This is a genomic window from Paraburkholderia sp. RL17-373-BIF-A (assembly GCF_046030175.1).
Taxonomy (GTDB): Bacteria; Pseudomonadota; Gammaproteobacteria; order Burkholderiales; family Burkholderiaceae; genus Paraburkholderia.
Genome location: NZ_JARESO010000037.1, coordinates 1 through 19,261, shown reverse-complemented (window position 1 = coordinate 19,261; position 19,261 = coordinate 1). Strand labels below are relative to the sequence as shown.

Here is a 19,261-nt window from a genome sequence, read left to right as displayed (position 1 = left end):
GCGAGGCTCGCGCGCCACGTGCCTCGTTCCTCCACCGAAGATCAAAAGCCAATACCATGACCTCAAAAAATCGCCGTGATTTTCTGCGCTCCGCCGCGCATGCAGCCGGTTCCGCCACCGCGTTGAGCATGCTGCCGCTGGGCATTCGCAACGCGCTCGCCATTCCTGCCAACAACAAGACCGGCACGATCCGCGACGTCGAGCACATCGTCGTGCTGATGCAGGAAAACCGCTCGTTCGACCACTACTTCGGCACGCTCAAGGGCGTCCGCGGTTTCGGCGATACGCGCGCGATCAATTTGCCGAACGGCAAGCCCGTGTGGTATCAGCCGCTCGCGGCGGACGTCGGCTACGTGCTGCCGTTCCGCCCCACCGCGCCCAATCTGGGTCTGCAATTCCTGCAGGATCTCGCGCACGACTGGACCAGCACGCACGCGGCATGGAACGGCGGCCGCTACGATCAATGGGTGCCCGCCAAGAGCGCCACGACAATGGCCTATTTCACGCGCGAGGACATTCCGTTTCACTATCAGCTCGCCGACGCGTTCACGATCTGCGACGCGTACCACTGCTCGCTGATGGGACCGACGGACCCGAACCGCTACTACATGTGGAGCGGCTGGGTGGGCAACGACGGCAGCGGCGGCGGTCCGGTGATCGACAACTCCGAGCTCGGCTACGGCTGGTCCACGTATCCCGAAGTGCTGCAAAACGCCGGCATCTCGTGGAAGATCTATCAGGACATCGGCACCGGTCTCGACGCGAACGGCGCGTGGGGCTGGACGCAGAACCCGTACATCGGCAACTTCGGCGACAACTCGCTGCTCTACTTCAATCAGTACCGCAACGCGCAGCCCGGCAATCCGCTCTACGACAACGCACGCACCGGCACGAACGCCGCAAAGGGCGACGGCTATTTCGATATCCTCAAGCGCGACGTGCAGAATAATGCTTTGCCGCAAGTGTCGTGGATCGTCGCGCCCGAAGCCTATTCCGAGCATCCGAACTGGCCGACGAATTACGGCGCGTGGTACATCGACCAGGTCTTGCAGATTCTCACGTCGAATCCCGAGGTATGGAGCAAGACGGTCTTGCTGATCAATTACGACGAGAACGACGGCTTCTTCGACCACGTGTCGCCGCCGTTCGCACCGTCGTCGAGCGCGAACGGTTTGTCCACCGTCGATACCAGCAACGAAATCTATCCCGGCGATGCGAAGATTCCCGCCGCCCCGTACGGACTCGGACCGCGCGTGCCGATGCTGGTGGTGTCGCCGTGGTCGAAAGGCGGTTACGTGTGCTCGGAACTGTTCGACCACACGTCGGTGATCCGTTTCATCGAAAAGCGTTTCGGTCATGAGCGCAATCTCGGCGAATCCAACATCACACCGTGGCGCCGCGCGGTATGCGGCGACCTGCTGTCGGCGTTCAACTTCAGCAATCCGAACGACGCCTTCCCGACGCTGCCGGGCACGAGCGGCTACGTGCCGCCCGATCAGAACCGTCATCCCGATTATGTGCCGCTGCCGCCGGCCATCCAGGCGGTGCCGAAACAGGAACCCGGCGTGCGCCCCGCTCGCGCGGTGCCGTACGAGTTGTTCGTGCGCGTACATGGCGAAGGCGCGACGAACCAGCTCACGATGCGTTTCGTCAACACGGGCCGCGCCGGCGCGGTGTTTCTCGTCTACGCCGCTCACGGTCTCGACGCGCCGTGCACGTATACGGTCGAAGCCGGCAAGCGCCTGCAGGATCAGCTTCCGTTGAACGCCGACGGCAGCTATGACTTCACTGTGTACGGCCCGAATGGCTTTCTGCGCCGCTTCGCGGGCAAGCCGGTCTCGCGCAGCTGGTGGAACGGCTCCGACATCGCGCGGCCTGAAGTTGAGGAAGGTTATGACGTCGCGAACGGCAATCTGCAATTGCGCCTCGAGAACGTGGGCAGCGCGCCTTCCCAGTTCAAGATCATCAACGCGTACGACCCGAACAACGTGATCAGGCGTACGGTACGCGGCGGCGATACCGACCAGCTCTACCTCGATCTGCGCAACGCCCACGGTTGGTACGACCTGGCCATTACGGCCAATACTGATCCGCTGTTCGCGCGGCGCTTTGCCGGACACGTCGAGACCGGCAAGAGCAGCATGAGCGATCCGGCGCTGGGTAGTTAAGCCTTAGCCGAAAGCTTCGGTGAAATACAACGGCCGCTGCGATGTAGAACACAGCGGCCGTTTTTTTGCTCCATTCGTGGCACTTGCGCCTGGCAACGTCACGCGGCGACGGCGGCCGATAAGGACGCGCGCTCGCGTGCCTTCTCGCGAATCGCGTGCACGATGAACTCCGCATCGCGCGCGACGCCGGAGAAACGCCCCGAGCCCCACGTATGCAGCCACGGCAAGCCGACGAAATACAAGCCGTCGATTGGTGTGATGCCGCGCGTATGCGCCGGATAACCGCGACCGTTGAACACGGGGGCGTCGAGCCAGCTGAAGTCCGGCGTAAAGCCGATACACCAGATGATCGCGGCAATCCCGCTCGCTTCTACATCGAGCGTAGTGCGCTCTTGCGCTGGACGCCAGACCGGTTCGTATGCGCCACCCTGCGGCGCGTCGATACCGTGCTTCTCGATGAAGCCGTCGATGCTCACGTTGATCCGGTTATACGTATCGTCCGCCGCATCGAGATTGGCCGCGAGCGTGGGCGAGAAATGGAATTGCCCGTCGCGCAGATCGTCGAGGCGGCCGTACAACTCCATGCCTTCGGCGGCGAACTTGCGCAGATCGATATCGCGGCCACCGTCGCGGCCCGTCACGTAATGATTGGTGTTATCGCGCACGCCTTCGCGCAACGGATGCTTTTCGACCGGCATGTCGTAGTACTGCATGTCGGCGAGCCAGTCGACCACGTCGCGGCCTCGATAGAAACGCGCGCAACGCGGCGCCTCGCCGACTGCGAGTACGACCTTGCGGCCGGCCAGATGCAAATCTTCTGCGATCTGCGCGCCGGACTGCCCCGTGCCGACCACCATCACCGCGCCATCAGGCAGAGCCTGCGGATTGCGATACGCCGACGACTGCAGTTGTACGATCCGCGCGGGCAAGCGCTCGGCAAGGCGCGGCACGATAGGCGTGTGATAGCCGCCCGAGGCCACCACCACCTGATCCGCGGTGAAATCGCCCTGCGTCGTGGTGATCGAATAGACGCCGTCGTCGCGCTGCTTGACGCGCTTGACTTCAGTGCGCTCCATCAGCGGCGCATCGACGTGTTCAATGAAACCGTCGAGATACGCAACGATCTCATCCTTTTTCATGAAGCCGTGTGGATCGTCGCCACGATACGGATAACCGGGCAGCGCACATTGCCAATTCGGCGTGACAAGACAGAACGCGTCCCAGCGCTGCTCACGCCACGTGTGCGTCACGGTGTTCTTCTCCACGACCAGATGGTCGATGCCGGACTGCTTGAGGTAATAGCTGACCGACAGACCCGCCTGCCCGCCGCCGATGACGAGCACGCTGTAATGGCCCTCGGCGCGCACGTGATGTGCTGGATTCGACATGATGCGTCCTCTGAAAGAATAAGCGCCTAGCTGAATTCGATAACCCTGACGGTCGCCTCCGGACGATCGCGAAAGCGCGCCGCGTCGCGCTCGATCTGCGCAAGCTGGTCCATCGCCGCCGAGCAGGCAAAGCCGTATTTCTCGCGCACTCGCTCGGACGCGATGCCCAGCGCCTGCCGCGATCGCGCGACGAAATCTTCCAACGCGTAGGCCTCGCCCGGTGTGAAAAAGTCGCCGATCACGAGCGAAGGCGAATAGCAGTTCGCTTCGTCGCCATCTGGCCATTGAATGCGAAAGTGCATGACAGGCATCGCTAATCCTCGAATCAATGAGCAAGCAGAGCGCGCTTCGCGAGGAAACGGCGGTAGACGTCTACGTGATGCTGCGCGCTCGCGGCCCAGCTAAAGCGCGCGAGCAACGCAGGCACGGCGTGCTCGAAGTCGACTCCACGGCCGCCCAATGCACGCCCTAGTGCCGCGGCGATCGAATTGACGTCGAGTGGATCGGCCCAGTAGCAAGTGGTGTTGTCGAGATACTCGGTGAATGGCGCAATCGACGAGGCCACCACCGGCGTGCCGCTCGCGAGCGCCTCCAACACGACGAGACCGAAACCTTCTCGCAACGACACCATTGAGAGGACATCGGCGCAGCGAAACAGCGCGGGCATGACAGCGTCTTCGAGCGGACCCGTCACCATGACGCTTTCATGCGGGCCGATGGACAGACCCAACTCGCCTGCGCGTTGCAGCAAGCGGCTGGTATAGGCATCGTGATCAAGCAGACTCGCACCGCCCGCGATAACCAGCTGCGCTTGAGGCACATTGCGGCGCATGAATGCGAACGCTTCGAGCAGCGCCAGTGTGTTCTTGCGTGCTTCGATGCCGCCCACTGCCAGCACGATAGGTCCACCGTCGATGCCGAAGCGCTGCCTGAGTTGCGCGTCGTGTTGATCCGGCTGCGAAGAAAAACGCTTCACGTCCACGCCGTTCGACACAGTGATGGCACTAATGCCATACATGGATTGCATTTCACGCGCCCATGTATCACTCACACACAACACCTGATCCGCGTCCTGATACGCGCGCTGTTGCCAGGCTGCCAACTTGAGATCGTTGAAATGATCCAGGTGGTGAACCGTACGCATGAAGCCGTGAATGAATCCCTCCGCTTTCATCTCGGCGAGTGCATTGCCGCTGATGCTGTCCTGCGCGTGCAGCACGTCGAACGCGCTTGCGTCGTGTTCGATGAGTGCTCGCCGGAACGCATCGATCCGCGCTTCGACCATCGCAACGGTATCGGCCTGAGCCAATAAGATAGGTGCATACACCACGCGGCACGCCGGCAGACGAAACAGCGTCTCGCCAGACGCGGCCGGCACGAACACCGTCACGTCGTGCCCAAGCATCGTCAACGCCGCCGCCAGTTCCAGCGTATGCACGACGCCGCCGCGCGGATTGACCGAGTGCGTCAGCAAGGCGATACGCAACGCGTTCATTTCGTATCACCCTTCCCGACGATGAACGGCTCGCGCTGAAAGTCCCATAGCGCCGCAACATCGTCCCGCTGATGCAGAACAACCTCGCTCGTTGCATCAACGGAACCGATCACCGCACACGCGAGGGCACGCGCGTCGAATTGCCCCTGCACGGCATCGACATGCTCCGGCCGCACGGAAAGCAAATAGCCGAAACTCGGAAAGGCAGTCACCCAGCGCTCCAGCGCCACACCGTCAGGCTTGGGAATGCACGCGAGATCGATCCGCGCTCCCACCTTCGAACATTCGAGCAACATCAGCGCCGTGCCGAGCGTGCCCGCCATGCTGATATCTTTCGCGGCGTCGCACAGACCGCTTTCCGCCAGTTGAGGCAGCAGTTCGAGATCGCCGCGCAGACGCTCGGGCGGTGCGTCCACGGAAGCATTCCAGAACGGATACGGTTCTTCGAAACGGCCGCGTAGATCGACTGCCATCATCAGACTGTCGCCCGGTTTCGCGTTGAAGCTCGACAGCAACGTCTTGGCGCGGCCGATAATCGACACCGCCAGTTGCGCCGCGTCGCTGCGCGTATTCGTATGGCCGCCGACAATCGGCACGCCATACGCGACAGAGGCCGCCGCCATGCCCGCCAGCACTTGGTCCGCAGCGCCAAGGCCCGGACTCCAAAGCGCGTCCACCACCGCCAACGGCCGCCCGCCCATTGCATAGATATCGCTGACGTTGACCATCACGCTGCTGTAGCCGGCGAACCACGGCATGGTGCTCACGAAATCGCTGACCATGCCTTCGATCGCAAAGAGCAGATAGCCGTCGCCATCGGCGAGCGCGGCACAGTCGTCGCCGAGCGCCACGGCTTGAGCGAGATCGTGCGTGCCGCGAGGCAAACGCTTCGCCAGCGCGCCGACCACGTCGACAATATCGGTCTTGTGCCGGAACCCGCGGCTTTCGCGCAAGCCGGCGACGAGATCGGCGACGCTCATGCCCCACTCCGCGCGGGTTCGAGACGACGCGAATACGCTTGCGTTTGCGTGCGCGTGACAAAGCCGCCATTAGGCGTCACGCACGGCGGATAGCGGTCCAATTGCGCCTGCATCAGATGATGCGGTCTGCCCAGCAAGGTTTCCTCCGCGAGCACGTCCCAATACATCGCGCGAAAGAGCGGCACATTCTGGCTCTGCACATGCGCCAGGAACGTCTCACAGCCGAGCGCATGCGCGCTGCTCACCGCGAGACGAATCAGCGTCGCACCGATCTTTCCATGTCGGCGAAACGCCGCATGCACGGCGAGGCGCGAACCGAACCACACGTTGTCGTGATCGCGATGAATGCGTACGGTGCCGACCACCTGCTCCGGTATACCGCCGAGACAACTGACGGCGACCAGTTGCTGTGCATGCTGATCGATATCGTCGCGATCATCGCCGACGAAAATGCCCTGCTCGACGCAGAACACAGCGCGCCGCAATTTGAACGCCTCTTCGGCTTCCCAATTCAACGTGGTCCACTTGATACGGAATTCGCCCGGCGCATATGGCGCGAAAACGACGTCACCATCCAGCGCCTCGCCTGCAATCGCTTCACCGAACATGATCACTCCTCGTACGATGACAGCGACGAACACGCGCCGCATTTGCCGCAGCCCGCCTTGATATCGATCGAGCGCATGGCAGCGGCATTGAGCATGCCGCCAAGCGGCTGCAACACCGACTTCATGAATTCAGGCGTGGGCGCCGGATGATCTTCGAGCGGCGTGCCGCTGATCGGCACGAACGGCACGACGAACGGATACACGCCGAGCTCGATTAGTTCGCGCGACATCGTCAGGATGGCTTCCGCGCTATCGCCGAGCCCGGCGAGAATGTAGGTACTGACCTGCCCGCGCCCGAATACGGCCACGGCGGACTCGAACGCTTCCATGTAGCGCGACAGCGGCACGCTCGCCTTGCCCGGCATGATCCATTCGCGCAAAGCGGGCGTCACGACTTCGAGATGCATGCCGAGTGTGTCGATGCCGCTCGCTTTCATGCGCGCGAACCAGCGATCGTCGTCGGGCGGCTCGCATTGCGCCTGGATCGGCAGGTCGACCGCGGCCTTGATCGCGAATGCGCTCTCGCACAGAATCTGCGCGCCACGATCCGGCGTGGGCGGCGTGCCAGTGGTCAACACCATATGCTTCACGCCGTCGAGCAATACGGCCGCGCGCGCCACTTCCGCGAGTTGCTCCGGTGTCTTGCGCGCAATCGTGCGGCCCGCCGCGAGCGACTGCCCGATTGCACAGAACTTGCAACTCTTGCGCCGGCTCTCGTAGCGAATACAGGTTTGCAACACGGTGGTCGCGAGCACGTCCGCACTGTGCAATGCGGCGATATGCGAGTACGGCACGCCGTCTAGCGTCTGCATCGAGTAAAAACGCGGCGCTTTCGGAAAGCTGATGTTGGCGATCGGAATCGTGCCGCGCAGCAGCGCGCTCGAACCACTCGCATCGGGCGTCTGCGCGACGAAGGGCGAGTGCCACGCGGTGCTCGTATGCACGGGCACCATGATCGTCACCCCGTCCACCGTCACCGCCTTGTGGTCAGACGGTCCCGCGCCGCCGCGCCGGCTCGCCGCGCCCGCATCCGGCGAGACGAGCCGCAGACCGGCGGACTGCAATTCAGTCATCAATTGCCGGCTCTGCGCCGACAGCGACTCGCTGGCGCTCATCGCATCCTCCTTCGGTTGAATTGAAATCGGCGCTCGCGGCGGCCGGCCACGCCGGCATCGGCGCCACGGTTTCCGCAGGACGCCGGTTGATCGCGAGGCTCAGCAACTCGGGGCGCGCGTAATGGCCGACCGAATCCATCATGCGTTTGCGCTTGGTGATCAGCGCCATATCGAGGTCGGCGATCACCATGCCTTCGCCTTCGCGCAGCGGCTCGGCAAGATGCTGGCCTTCCGGCGACACGATCGCGGTATTGCAGCCGCCGCGCAGCGCCTTCTGCAAATTCGTATCCGGCGTCACGGACGCAATCTGCGCTTCGGTGAGCCACCCCGTCGCATTCACGACGAAGCAACCCGACTCCAACGCGTGATGCCGGACCGTCACCTCGATCTGATCGGCGAAGATCGGCCCCACCAGCGAACCGGGAAACTGACTGCAATGAATCTCTTCGTGTTGCGTCATCAACGCATAACGCGCGAGCGGGTTGTAGTGCTCCCAGCAGGCAAGCGCACCGACTCGCCCCACCGCCGTATTCGCCACCGTCAAACCCGCTGCGTCGCCCTGCCCCCAGATCATCCGTTCATGAAACGTCGGCGTGATCTTGCGGCGCTTGAGGACGATCCGGCCATCCACGTCGAAGATCAACTGCGTGTTGTAAAGGCTGCCGTGATCGCGCTCGTTGACACCGAGCACCACCACCATCCGATGCAAACGCGCCTGCTCGGCCACCGCATGCGTCACCGGGCCCGGCACGATCACGGCCTCTTCGTAGAGTTTCATGTGATCGGCGCCGGACGCAACGGGCGGCCGCACGAAAGAGAAGTAGGGGTAATACGGCACGAAGGTTTCGGGAAACACGATCAGTTGCACGCCATCGCGTGCGGCTTTTTCGATTGCCTCGCAGACCTTTTCGAGCGTGCCGCCGCTGCGCTCGAAGTCGGGCGCGATCTGAACCGCTGCGGCGCGCACGACGCGCTTGCCCGTCGATTTTTCGGACATGGTGGTCACTCGCCTTTCGTCAAACCGTCCACGTATGGATGATCAACGCGTTGTCCTTGCGGTGAAGCAACTGGATGTCGAGCACGTCGAGCGGACTGATCGGCCGGATGCCTTCTATCAGCGAGGCTTCCCCGTGGCCATACAGTGCCTGCAGCGCGAAGCGGCACGCGTAGACCTTGCCGCCCTCTTCCATGAACTTCATCAGTTGCTTGTTGAAGTTCAGATGACCGGGAAACGCTTCGTCGCCGAGCGTGGGAAAGCCGCGTTGCAGACCGAGTGTGACGCCCGGTCCATACAGCAGCACCGAGGTTTCGAAGCCCTTGCGTTGCAGGCGCGTCGCCTGCAGCAGATTGACGAAGCCGATCGAGCCTTCGAACGCGACCGTGTGAAACGTGACGAGCGCCTTCTCGCCCGGCTCGGCTTTCACGTCTTCGAAGACTTTCTCCTCGTAGTCGACAAGGTAATCGCCTTTCTGATGCAGCGGTTTGTTGACGGCTGGCATGACACTCTCCGATCAGGTTTGCTAAGTAAAAGAGGGCGCGCGTTCAAGCTGTGCGCGCTTCTTCCAATGCAACGGCCGTGCCATTGATCGGCCAGGCGAATGCGATCAATCAGCAATCAATTCCGTCTCGATTCGAAGTGCGACTCGAAAAAATTTTTGGCGCGAAGGTTGCATACGACTCAGACATACCGCGCTAACGCCGTTGGCGGGGTTCTACCGCACCACCCATGTGCGATTCGCGCATAACGACGTGTCGGCATGGTGCAGTCATTCACCACGGTCGATCAATCCGATCATTGATCGCATGCGGATGCGATCAACTTCTTTCAACGTGAATAGAGACCCGAAGGCAATGAGCAGCCCGACACATCACTGGATCAAACGTCTCGCCGACATTCGCAAGCCGGCCTATCTGGCGATTCCCGATCTGATCGAAGAAGATCTCGCCACCGGGCGGCTGCGTCCGCGCGACCGCTTGCCGGGATTGCGCGATCTCGCCCTGGAACTCGCGCTGAACTACACGACGGTGGCGCGCGCCTACGCCGAAGCACGCAAACGTGGCCTGCTCGATTCGCGCGCCGGCAGCGGCACGTTCGTGCGCGGCCGTACGGCCACCTTGCCGCTCGCAGGCGGCAGCAGCATCGAAATGTCGATGAACACTCCGCCCGAGCCGCCCGATTACGTGATCCGCCTGCGCGAATCCGCCGCGCGGCAGATGGCCGATAGCGATCCTTATCAGTTGCTCCGTTATCAGGACTTCGGCGGCTCGGCGGCCGACAAGGACGCGGGTGCCGAATGGCTGAGGCGCCGCGTGCCGCATTGCGACGCGCAAAACGTGTTGGTGTGCCCCGGCATCCATAGCGCGCTGGTGGCGCTCGTCTCCCAACTCGCGCGGCCCGGCGGCACCATCTGTCTCGATGCACTTGCCTACCCCGGCATCAAGGCGATCGCCGCGCAACTCGGCGTGCGTCTGCAAGCGTTGCCACGCGACGACGAAGGGCCGCTCGCTCATGCCTTCGAAGCGCTCTGCAAGACGGACAAGCCGAGCGCGTTCTATTGCAATCCGACGCTGCAGAATCCGAGCACGCTGACGCTCACGCACAAACGGCGCGAGGCGCTCGCCGACGTGGCGCTGCGCTACAGCGTGCCGATCATCGAAGACGATGCGTACGCAATGCTGCCGCAGAGCGCGCCCGATGCGCTCGCGAGTTTCGCGCCCGAACTGACGTATTACGTGACCGGTTTGTCGAAGAGCTTCGGCGCCGGTTTGCGCGTCGCGCATCTGCATGCGCCGACGCCGCGGCAAACACAGCGGCTAGCCGGCGCATTACGCGCCACCACCGTGATGGCGAGTCCGTTCACGGTCACGCTCGCGACGCAGTGGATCGCGGACGGGACCGCTGCGGACATGCTCAACGCGATCCGCAACGAGTCGCGCGCTCGCCAGGCGATTGCCTCCCGCATGCTCGAAGCGTGGCCTTACGAAGCGCATCAGGATGGCTTTCATTTGTGGTTGCCGGTGCCGGTGGAAAGCGGCTGGAGCGCGTCCGAACTCGCCTTGCAGTTGCGCAATCAGGGGATCGCCGCCGTGGCGGGCGCCGCATTTTCCACCGATGGCAATCCGCCCAACGCCATGCGCGTCTGTCTCGGCGGATCGAAAACGCGCGACGAATGCGAGGAGGCGTTGCGCATCGTGGCGGAGACACTCGACCATCCGCATCATTTGCATTCTCCAGTCATGTAAGGCGATCGGCGTTATTGTCATACGAATACAGCGCATCACCGGCCGCTTACCAGCGTGCAGCGAAACGCTGTTTCCGCACGCATTGAAAACGCCAACCCGCAAGAAGTATTTCGCCGACAGTCGACACGCCGCCCCGCACGGCTCTCCCGCCGTTGGTGAGCAATTGAAAGCAATCGCCGCTCAAGTCCCACTTGTTGAAGCCGTATACAGCGTGTGAGGCCCCCGCCTCACCGACTCCGGTTCACCGCTCACTCCGAAAGACTCCCGACATGTTCACCTCCATTCGCGCGCGCATCGTCGCCCTGTGCGTCGCTATCGTTGTGGTCGCGCTCGCCGCCAACGCGGTTCTCAACTATGTCGTCGCCAACTCGTACAACGCCGATGCGATCGACAGCAGCCTGACCGCGGTCGAAAGCGGTCACGCGGACGGCATCAGCGACTGGGTCGCCGCCAACAGCCAGATGATCAACTCGTTGCAGGACGCAGTGCTGCAAGCCGATCCGTCCGCCGCGCTGAAGCAGATCGCCGCGGCCGGCAAGTTCACGAACGTGTATGTCGGCTACGCGGACAAGACCGCCAAGTTCTCCGACCCGACCGGCATTCCGCCCGACTACGATCCGACCGGCCGTCCCTGGTACAAGCAGGCCGCCGCGGCGGGCAAGCCGGTGGTGACGCCGCCGTACGTGGACGTGGGCACGGGCAAACTGGTGGTAGCGTTCGCCGCGCCCGTGGTGCGCGACGGCGCGGTGAAAGGCGTAGTCTCCGGCGACGTCGCGATGGACAGCGTGATCGCCAACGTCAAGTCGATTCATCCGACGCCGGCGAGCTTCGGCATGTTGATCGATGCGAGCGGCCATATCGTCGCGCATCCCGACGCGAAACTAACCTTGAAGCCGGTCTCCGACGTGGCGCCGGCCCTGACGAGCGACAAGCTCGCCGCCCTCTTCAGTACCGACCGTCCGCTGGAAATGGACGTGAACGGCAGCACGAAGCTGATGCGTGCCCAAGCGATTCCCGGCACGGATTGGTACGCGGTCGTCGCGCTCGACAAAGCCGAAGCGACGGCCGGCATGCGTTCGCTGCTGACCGCTTCGGTGATCGCGCTGATCGTGATCGCCGGCATCGCCGCCGCGGTCGTGGCGGCGGTCACGGCTGTTTCGTTTCAGCGTCTGTCGAAAGTGCGCGACGCCATGGACGCCATCGGCTCCGGCGAAGGCGATCTCACACAACGCCTGCCGGCCGCCGGCAACGACGAAGTCGCGCAGATCGCGCGTTCGTTCAACACCTTCATCGACAAACTCAGCCACGTGATGCGCCAGATTCGCGACGCCAGCGAATCGGTGCGCGTGGCCGCGAACGAAATCGCGGCGGGCAACGTCGATCTGTCGGGCCGCACGGAATCGGCCGCGGCGAGCTTGCAGCAAACCGCCGCGTCGATGGAGGAAATCACCTCGACCGTCACGCAATCGGCAAGCGCCGCGAAGCAGGCCGACGATACCGCCGTCTCCGCCTCGCAGGTCGCCTCGCGCGGCGGCGTGGTGATCTCCGAAGTGATTGCGACGATGGGCGAGATCCAGCATGCGTCGGTGAAGATCTCCGACATCATCGGCGTGATCGACGGCATTGCGTTCCAGACCAACATCCTCGCGTTGAACGCCGCGGTGGAAGCCGCGCGCGCGGGCGAACAGGGCCGCGGTTTCGCGGTCGTGGCCGGCGAAGTGCGCAGCCTCGCGCAACGCAGCGCGCAGGCGGCGAAGGAAATCAAGGCGCTGATCGAATCGACCGTGGCCAGCGTCACGTCGGGTTCCGGTCAGGTGCGCCAGGCCGGCGAGACGATGACGGAGATCGTCAGCAACGTCGCCAACGTGACGACCATCATTTCCGAAATCACCCAGGCCGCCAACGAGCAGACGCGCGGCATTCAGGAAGTGAACCGCGCGGTCAGCCAGCTCGACGAGATGGTTCAACAGAACGCCGCGCTGGTCGAGGAATCCACAGCGGCCGCCGCCGCGCTGCAAAGCCAGGCCGTGAGCCTCGCAAGCGCGGTGACGCAATTCAAACTCGATTAAACGCCTTACCTGGGACATCGCAGTGACGTTCTATAGAAATCTGAAGATCGCCGTTAAATTGGCGTTGCTCGGCGCGGTGTTGTTAGCCGCGACGATGATCGTGGGTCTGGAAGGCTGGCACGCGTTGTTGAAAACGCATGAGCTGCAAATCCAGTCGGCGCAATCGCTCAGTCAATACGCGCAAGCCGCCGACACGGCGCGCGTCGCGCAGGTCGAGTTCAAGAAGCAGGTGCAGGAATGGAAGGACCTGTTGTTGCGCGGCGCCGATCCGGCTGCGTTCGTCAAGTACCGTGATGCCTTCGGCAAGGAAAGCGGCACGACGCACGCCGCCCTGCTGCGCCTGAAGGATCAGTTGAATGCGTTGGGTGCCAACGTGAACGGTGTCGACAAGGCGCTCGCCACGCATGCCTCGTTGCAGGACAGCTACCTCGATGCACTCAAGCATTACGATGCCGGCGATCCGAACACCGCGCACGTAGTGGACGGTCTCGTGAAGGGCATCGACCGCGCGCCGACGGCCGCGATCGACGACATCGTCGCCACGGTGATGCAGCAGGCGCAAGACTCCAATGTGCGCACGAGCGAAGCGGCGGAACGCTCCTATACGATCGCCACGGTGCTGTTGCTGTCGGTCGTGATCGGTTCGCTCGGCGTCGGTGCATTCGCGGTCTGGTTTCTCAGCCGCAGCATCACGCTGCCGGTCAGGCAGGCCGTGGGCGTCGCGCAGGCGGTCGCAGCAGGCGATTTGCGCGCGGACGTGGCGGTGATGAGCCGCGACGAAACCGGCCAGTTGCTCATCGCGCTCAACGACATGAACCAGCGCTTGCGGCATATCGTCAGCGAGATTCGTGAAGGCGCGACGACGATTTCGTCGGCCACGCAGGAGATCGCGGCGGGCAACCTCGACCTGTCCGCGCGCACCGAACAGCAAGCGGCCTCGCTCGAAGAAACCGCTGCGTCGATGCAGCACTTCACCGACTCGGTTCAGCGCAACGCCGCCAATGCGCGCGAGGCCACGACGCTCGCGCAAACCGCCGCGCAAGCCGCGCGCGAAGGCGGCGCCGTCATGAGCGACGCGGTGCGCACGATGGGCCAGATCGACGCGGCGTCCAAGCGCATCGTCGATATCATCGCGGTGGTGGAAGCGATCGCGGCGCAGACCAATATCCTCGCGCTCAACGCCGCGGTCGAAGCGGCCCGTGCCGGCACGCAAGGGCGCGGCTTCGCGGTGGTGGCGAGCGAAGTACGCAGTCTCGCGCAACGTTCCGCCGATGCCGCGCACGAGATCAAGGCGTTGATTCGCGAGTCGGTCGCCACGATCGACGCTGGCACGCAACTGATCAATCACGCGAGCAATACGATGGACGGTGTGGTGGAAAGCGCCGGCAGCGTGACGCGTATCGTCGAATCGATCGCGACGGCGAGCGTCGATCAGGCAGCGGGTATCGCGGAAGTAAACGATGCCGTCACGCAGATGGACCAGGTGACGCAAAGCAACGCGGCGCTCGTCGAACAGGCAGCCGCCGCGGCCGATGCGGTGCAAAGCAAGGCATCGGGGCTGGTGCAAAGCGTGAGTTTCTTCAGGCTGGGCGCCGCGGCTTGAGGGATCGGCGCCGCGCGGCGCCTGTTGTCGTGTGAGGATGAAGCGGCGCGCAATGCGCCGCTTACGACTCGAAGTCGAGTCCGCCGATCAAAACCAGAGGATCGGCCTGCGTATGCGAGAGAAAATCCAGTTCGCGCGCATGATCCCAGCCTGCAAGCTTGCGCGGCAACGCGGCCAGGTAGCCGGCGAAACGCGACGGCCCTTCCTCGCCCATCAGTCTCTCGATCTCGTCGCTGTCCCAGGTCAGATACAGATTCAACGGATACGGGTAATGTCCCATATCTTCGATGGGCGTTGCATGAATTCGCACGCGTGTGGGACGTCCATGGCCACCGTACGGCAGCACTTCGGTATGCACCGTAGTGGCGAAACAGGCGGCAATCGCCTCGGCGATGCGAGGCGCGAATTGTTCATCGAAACGGGCGGCGCTCTCGGGACGCATCTGTGTCTCCGACTTTTGTGCGTGATGAGCTAGACATCGTAGCACGCGCGGAGGTGCGCGCCGGTTGTGGATCCGCCGCGGCGGCATCAGGGCAATCGCACAAGGCTCATAAGTCGATCAGACTGGCGCGATATCGATCGTCGGTGCAAGCCTTGAGACAGCGGCTCTTCAGTCCTACCCATGAGGACGTATTGCGTTCGAGCAGATTCAGGGCAATACGACGCAGCATCGCGAAGTTCCGAGCCGCGCCCCTTTGAGCAGCAATGCATCGACCAACTCTGGCATCGCCGTGATTGACCGCGCCTATGTCTTCGTCGGCAACCGGACTTCACTATGCCGCATTTCCATTGCATCGCCGGATATTTCAAGTTTTCCATCCGACGCCAGCATCTCGATCCTTCGCGCATAAAAGACATCGGGGACCCCTTTAAGGTGGCCCTTGTTTTGAATCATCGCCATTCCCGCGACCATCGCCACCTTCCGCCAGTCGTGCGTAACATTTTGCAGAATCGCCTCGTCAATCTGAAATAACTGCTTCGAATCCAGGTTGTCCACTAATTGCGCTTGAATCGAAGTTATCGAAGGCGTCTTTTTTTGTTTTCGATCTTTCATTCCAGAAGTCTGCCTTAAAACGGAATAGAGCGTGTTTTTCAAATAGGCGGCCCGGATGATGCAAGAGCCCGCCTGCTCCTAAGTGAACGTTTGCTGCGTCGGTGCGCGGTTGTATTGCCTCAATTACCCCCGCATCGAGCGGGGATGCAACCCATCATACATCTGCGCATTGAGCCGCCCCAGATGTTGCGCATGTCGGGATCATAACGCGCTGTAGAACATAAAGTCCTGCACGCTGCCTTCTCAGCCGCACAGCCGTCAGTGCACTTAGCCGCAGCAAGGATTTTCTTCGGCGTACTGGGCAGATTTGGTCCCGTGTCAAGCGGGTTTGCCCACCGATTGGACTCTCCGTAGTAGAGCCGCTGGGCGACTGGATTGGCCGCTCTCAGATAGCATAGTACACACAAGGGTTCAGTCTGGTTCGCTGCCCCGAGCATACTTTTTTCTGCCCCTACATGATTCGGTGGCGGCCCAGCGGGCGTAATGCCCCTCTCGTAATTGCTGAGCCATGTGTCAATCTCATCACTTGTTATTGCAACGTCAGGCCCTTGGTTGGTTGAAACGGTTGCGGTCCGTGATGACACATCCCCATTCGCTGTGTAGGCGAAATTGACCTTCAATGTGCGCGATGCATTTCCGTTGAGCACGCCGGCTTGTTCGCTGTACCAGAAGATAGTCACTCGTCCGCGTGAGTCATAAGCGATACTTGCGGTGAAGCCCGGACCATTGATCTGTGCGGCTCTATGCGCTTGATCCCGAATCGATATTGTTTGAGAGGAAAGATTGATACGATTTGTGCTCTGGCGGAGGCTACCGTACGCGTCCACCACATATGACCATTCTCCCGTTTTGATTCCGTTCTCGTACATCTGAGCGAACAGCAGTAGATTCGTTGGGTCGTAGGCCATCCCATAGGTGCGCGTTTGACCTCCGGCCGTTGACGCATCGAAACCTTTGACACCCGTCGGATCGTCCGTAGACAGTTCGCTAATCCCCGTTGTGTTGCCGTTCGTGTCATAGACGTAAGAACGCATCCATCCAGGGGATGCGATCAACGAGGGCAATAGACTCGTTGCGTCGGCATACCGTATCGAGGTTATGGCAGTGCCAGACGTCGTCGTTCTCACCGATTTTGTCGGACGCCCAGCATCATCGTAAGTATAGGTGGCGCTATCTCCATTGCCCGACGTCTGAGTTAGCAAACGTCGAATTCACTACGGTTGGTCGCTGCATACCAGCGATCAGCGACGACGCGAGAAACGTATATCCTTTGCCGTCTGTAAGTGTGGTCGAACCACCGCCATAGGATAGTTGCACATTCTTTGTCGTGTCGGGATGGCTTACAGCAACAACTCGGCCTTGCTCATCGTATGCCCACGTCGCTGCGCGCGAGCCGCCCTCATCAATGATTCCAGTGAGAACCGCAAGAAATCGCTTATCGTCATAGACGTAGCGGCGTACATTGCCGTCCGGCAACGTAGCGGAAACGAGATTGTTGTGCGTGTCATACCCGTACCGTGTAACAGCACCGGTAGGGTCGGTCATTTGAATGATGCGCTGTTGCGAATCGTAGGCGAGTTGAATCCTCAGATCGATGTTCGGATTGGAACCGGCGGCGTGCTGCCTAATGGATATGAGGAGCCCCGATGCCGGTGCAATGCTCATCGGCGTACTGGAGTCGCTATAGGTGAGACTGGTGGTCATGTTCGTCCGGGTACTGACGGACTGTAGGACGCCCTGAGCCGAATACGTTTCCGTTTCGGTAAGCAGGTCTTTCAGCGTCCACGACGACGACTGCTGCGTTAGGCTCAGCGGCGAACCATCCACGACTCGCCATGCGTCGCCGGACTTCGCAAAGACGACTCGACCTCCCTCCGGTCGGTACGCGCTAACTTGCGGTGGATTTCCGCCCGCATTTGCCAGCCCGAGCTGTCTTTGCCAATTATGGAACCAGCTGACACCAATACCCGCGTCGGTCCTGATAAACGGTGATGACCGATATGAGCGAATGAACTTTAAAGGTGTATCGTCGCCGCTTGCAAAATCAGTTTCCGTTAAGATGGTCACCCCATTTGCCGGAAGGACCGGATCGGCGGCCGCACAATTTTTGTCGGGATCGGCCGGAGAGGGGGTCCCGCACCAGCTCTCAATGAGAGGTCGATTGTTTGGGCAGTTATAGCTACCCATCCCGACTGGGGTATTTGACGTAACGGTTAGAACACACGCAGGCGTACCCGGTGAAGCGCCGGATTTGCCGTAGAGGCCGAGACAAAGCGAGTCGCCACCGTCTGCACTCACATGAGCGCTCATGAGCAAGCAAGCAAGTGCGGTGGCAGTCCGAGCTAGTATTCTTGTTGCCCCGTTAAAACATTCTTCGTAGTTCATCAAGCTCCCAAACCCCAATGCGTGTTAGAAATTGATATTGCCGCCAACACTTCACTAGGTTGAAGCGACCAAGAGAATAGGAGGAATCCTAAATTGCACCTCCGATCAGTTTCCCATTTGCGCACAATCGCATAAGGCGCATAAGCCGAGCAGGCTGGCGCGATATTGACCGACGCCGACTATCCGCTCGCTCGCATGGAAGCCGCGCCTTTGCACCGCTAGCTTGCGCCGGTCCTGCTTCTGAAGAAGGTGGGCGCCGTGGCGCCGATGGGTTCGTACAGCGGCCCGGCCACGGAAATCCTGATACCGGGACGGCAGTCGGTGGGACCGGCGTAATACACTGCGGACGATGGCAAAAGCCGCGCGCCGATGCTCGCCGGAACCGGCGAGGCGGACTGGAAAATTGTGCCCGCGCGTCAAGGCGGCGCCGATGAAATCCGACAGCTATCAGGCGCGCTCGGCCGGGGTAACTACTTCCTAACGCGCTACGCCACTCGCCGCTTTGTCACTGTCAAGCGGCAACTGACGCGACGTCAACGGCCGGGGCGGTGGAAAAGCGAAGGCGACTTCCCGAAACGCAGGCTCCTTCTGTGAAGGCCCCGAAGCACCAATGATGCGTTGATGCAATGCAGAAGAAACCGTAACTGCGGCTTCGCGCTGCCCTCTCGCATCAAACCGTCTTCAGAATCCGCGGCCTCGTTTCGTTCAACACGCTTGCCGGCTCGGGCACCGCATCGGGCGCACTGTCGCCCTTCTCCGTGCGCATCGACAGATAGCGCAAACAGCACACCCGCAAAAACGATGCGAAGTTAGTCGGCATTTCGCCGCGCAGCGCGATCAGTTCGTCGTAGAGCTTCACGGCGAACTGGCTGGTCGTCATGCTCTCGCGCGCGGCGATTTCGTGTAGCACGTCCCAGAACAGATTCTCCAGCCGGACCGTGGTGATCACGCCGTGAATGCGCAACGAGCGCGTGCGCGATTCATACAGGATCGGATCGGCGTTGATGTATATCCGACACATAACGTTCACTCCCGGTTTCCAGGCGCGGGGCCCCCGGCCGGGTGTAATTGACCCCCCCCCCCCCCCCCCCCCGCCGCACAACACACCCCCCCCCCGGCCGGCCCCGCCCCGCCGCCCCCCCCCGGTGCTGGT

General features: G+C 61.9%; 16 protein-coding genes. 4 read left to right on the top strand and 12 right to left on the bottom strand.

Translation table 11 applies throughout. The features are described 5' to 3' along the window. Nucleotides 1-56: 56 nt before the first annotated feature. A complete protein-coding gene (locus P0D80_RS33310; protein WP_408290258.1) occupies nucleotides 57-2,168 on the top strand; it encodes a phosphocholine-specific phospholipase C in 2,112 nt (703 codons plus the stop codon). A gap of 98 nt (nucleotides 2,169-2,266) precedes the next feature. Here the strand turns inward: P0D80_RS33310 and P0D80_RS33305 are convergent, their stop codons facing one another. The 8 genes from P0D80_RS33305 to P0D80_RS33270 are packed head-to-tail and all read right to left on the bottom strand — an operon-like array spanning nucleotide 2,267 to nucleotide 9,253. Beyond that, nucleotides 2,267-3,556 carry an MSMEG_0569 family flavin-dependent oxidoreductase gene (locus P0D80_RS33305; RefSeq protein WP_408290256.1) on the bottom strand — a complete coding sequence of 430 codons (1,290 nt, stop codon included), beginning with the start codon at nucleotides 3,554-3,556 and terminating at the stop codon, nucleotides 2,267-2,269. Nucleotides 3,557-3,582: 26 nt separating this feature from the next. Then, nucleotides 3,583-3,867: an MSMEG_0570 family nitrogen starvation response protein gene (locus tag P0D80_RS33300; protein WP_408290254.1), complete on the bottom strand. Its 285-nt coding sequence runs from the start codon at nucleotides 3,865-3,867 to the stop codon at nucleotides 3,583-3,585. Between the two features lie 14 nt (nucleotides 3,868-3,881). Continuing rightward, on the bottom strand, nucleotides 3,882-5,051 hold the full coding sequence (locus P0D80_RS33295; RefSeq protein ID WP_408290252.1) for an MSMEG_0565 family glycosyltransferase: 1,170 nt from the start codon (nucleotides 5,049-5,051) through the stop codon (nucleotides 3,882-3,884). Then, nucleotides 5,048-6,031: a sll0787 family AIR synthase-like protein gene (locus P0D80_RS33290; RefSeq protein ID WP_408290250.1), complete on the bottom strand. Its 984-nt coding sequence runs from the start codon at nucleotides 6,029-6,031 to the stop codon at nucleotides 5,048-5,050. Before P0D80_RS33290 ends, P0D80_RS33295 begins: the two co-directional genes overlap by 4 nt. Further along, nucleotides 6,028-6,639 carry an MSMEG_0567/Sll0786 family nitrogen starvation N-acetyltransferase gene (locus tag P0D80_RS33285; protein ID WP_408290248.1) on the bottom strand — a complete coding sequence of 204 codons (612 nt, stop codon included), beginning with the start codon at nucleotides 6,637-6,639 and terminating at the stop codon, nucleotides 6,028-6,030. Before P0D80_RS33285 ends, P0D80_RS33290 begins: the two co-directional genes overlap by 4 nt. Before the next feature lie 2 nt (nucleotides 6,640-6,641). Next, on the bottom strand, nucleotides 6,642-7,712 hold the full coding sequence (locus tag P0D80_RS33280) for an MSMEG_0568 family radical SAM protein (protein ID WP_408290322.1): 1,071 nt from the start codon (nucleotides 7,710-7,712) through the stop codon (nucleotides 6,642-6,644). Then, on the bottom strand, nucleotides 7,705-8,751 hold the full coding sequence (locus P0D80_RS33275) for a Nit6803 family nitrilase (protein WP_408180077.1): 1,047 nt from the start codon (nucleotides 8,749-8,751) through the stop codon (nucleotides 7,705-7,707). The genes P0D80_RS33280 and P0D80_RS33275 overlap by 8 nt, the downstream gene beginning before the upstream one ends. A 19-nt stretch (nucleotides 8,752-8,770) precedes the next feature. Continuing rightward, a complete protein-coding gene (locus P0D80_RS33270; protein WP_054040483.1) occupies nucleotides 8,771-9,253 on the bottom strand; it encodes an MSMEG_0572/Sll0783 family nitrogen starvation response protein in 483 nt (160 codons plus the stop codon). 352 nt (nucleotides 9,254-9,605) lie between these two features. Between P0D80_RS33270 and P0D80_RS33265 the strand changes: the two genes are divergently transcribed. From P0D80_RS33265 to P0D80_RS33255, 3 genes are all read left to right on the top strand, one after another. Then, complete coding sequence (locus P0D80_RS33265) at nucleotides 9,606-10,997, top strand: aminotransferase-like domain-containing protein (protein ID WP_408290245.1); 1,392 nt, start codon at nucleotides 9,606-9,608, stop codon at nucleotides 10,995-10,997. A 269-nt stretch (nucleotides 10,998-11,266) separates the two neighbouring features. Then, a complete protein-coding gene (locus P0D80_RS33260; RefSeq protein ID WP_408290243.1) occupies nucleotides 11,267-13,066 on the top strand; it encodes a methyl-accepting chemotaxis protein in 1,800 nt (599 codons plus the stop codon). Between the two features lie 22 nt (nucleotides 13,067-13,088). After that, entirely contained in the window at nucleotides 13,089-14,669 is a 1,581-nt protein-coding gene (locus P0D80_RS33255) for a methyl-accepting chemotaxis protein (protein WP_408290241.1), read from the top strand. Between the two features lie 61 nt (nucleotides 14,670-14,730). Here the strand turns inward: P0D80_RS33255 and P0D80_RS33250 are convergent, their stop codons facing one another. From P0D80_RS33250 to P0D80_RS33235, 4 genes are all read right to left on the bottom strand, one after another. Further along, the gene (locus P0D80_RS33250) at nucleotides 14,731-15,111 is read right to left on the bottom strand and encodes a DUF5594 family protein (RefSeq protein ID WP_132373722.1); all 381 of its coding nucleotides are present in this window, start codon (nucleotides 15,109-15,111) and stop codon (nucleotides 14,731-14,733) included. A 303-nt stretch (nucleotides 15,112-15,414) separates the two neighbouring features. Beyond that, nucleotides 15,415-15,723 (bottom strand): DUF3658 domain-containing protein, encoded by a 309-nt coding sequence (locus P0D80_RS33245; RefSeq protein ID WP_408257936.1) that lies wholly within the window; start codon nucleotides 15,721-15,723, stop codon nucleotides 15,415-15,417. A 1,170-nt stretch (nucleotides 15,724-16,893) separates the two neighbouring features. Continuing rightward, nucleotides 16,894-17,910 (bottom strand): DUF6531 domain-containing protein, encoded by a 1,017-nt coding sequence (locus P0D80_RS33240; RefSeq protein WP_408290320.1) that lies wholly within the window; start codon nucleotides 17,908-17,910, stop codon nucleotides 16,894-16,896. An 868-nt stretch (nucleotides 17,911-18,778) separates the two neighbouring features. Beyond that, on the bottom strand, nucleotides 18,779-19,129 hold the full coding sequence (locus tag P0D80_RS33235) for a ribbon-helix-helix domain-containing protein (protein WP_408180123.1): 351 nt from the start codon (nucleotides 19,127-19,129) through the stop codon (nucleotides 18,779-18,781). Nucleotides 19,130-19,261 lie beyond the last annotated feature (132 nt).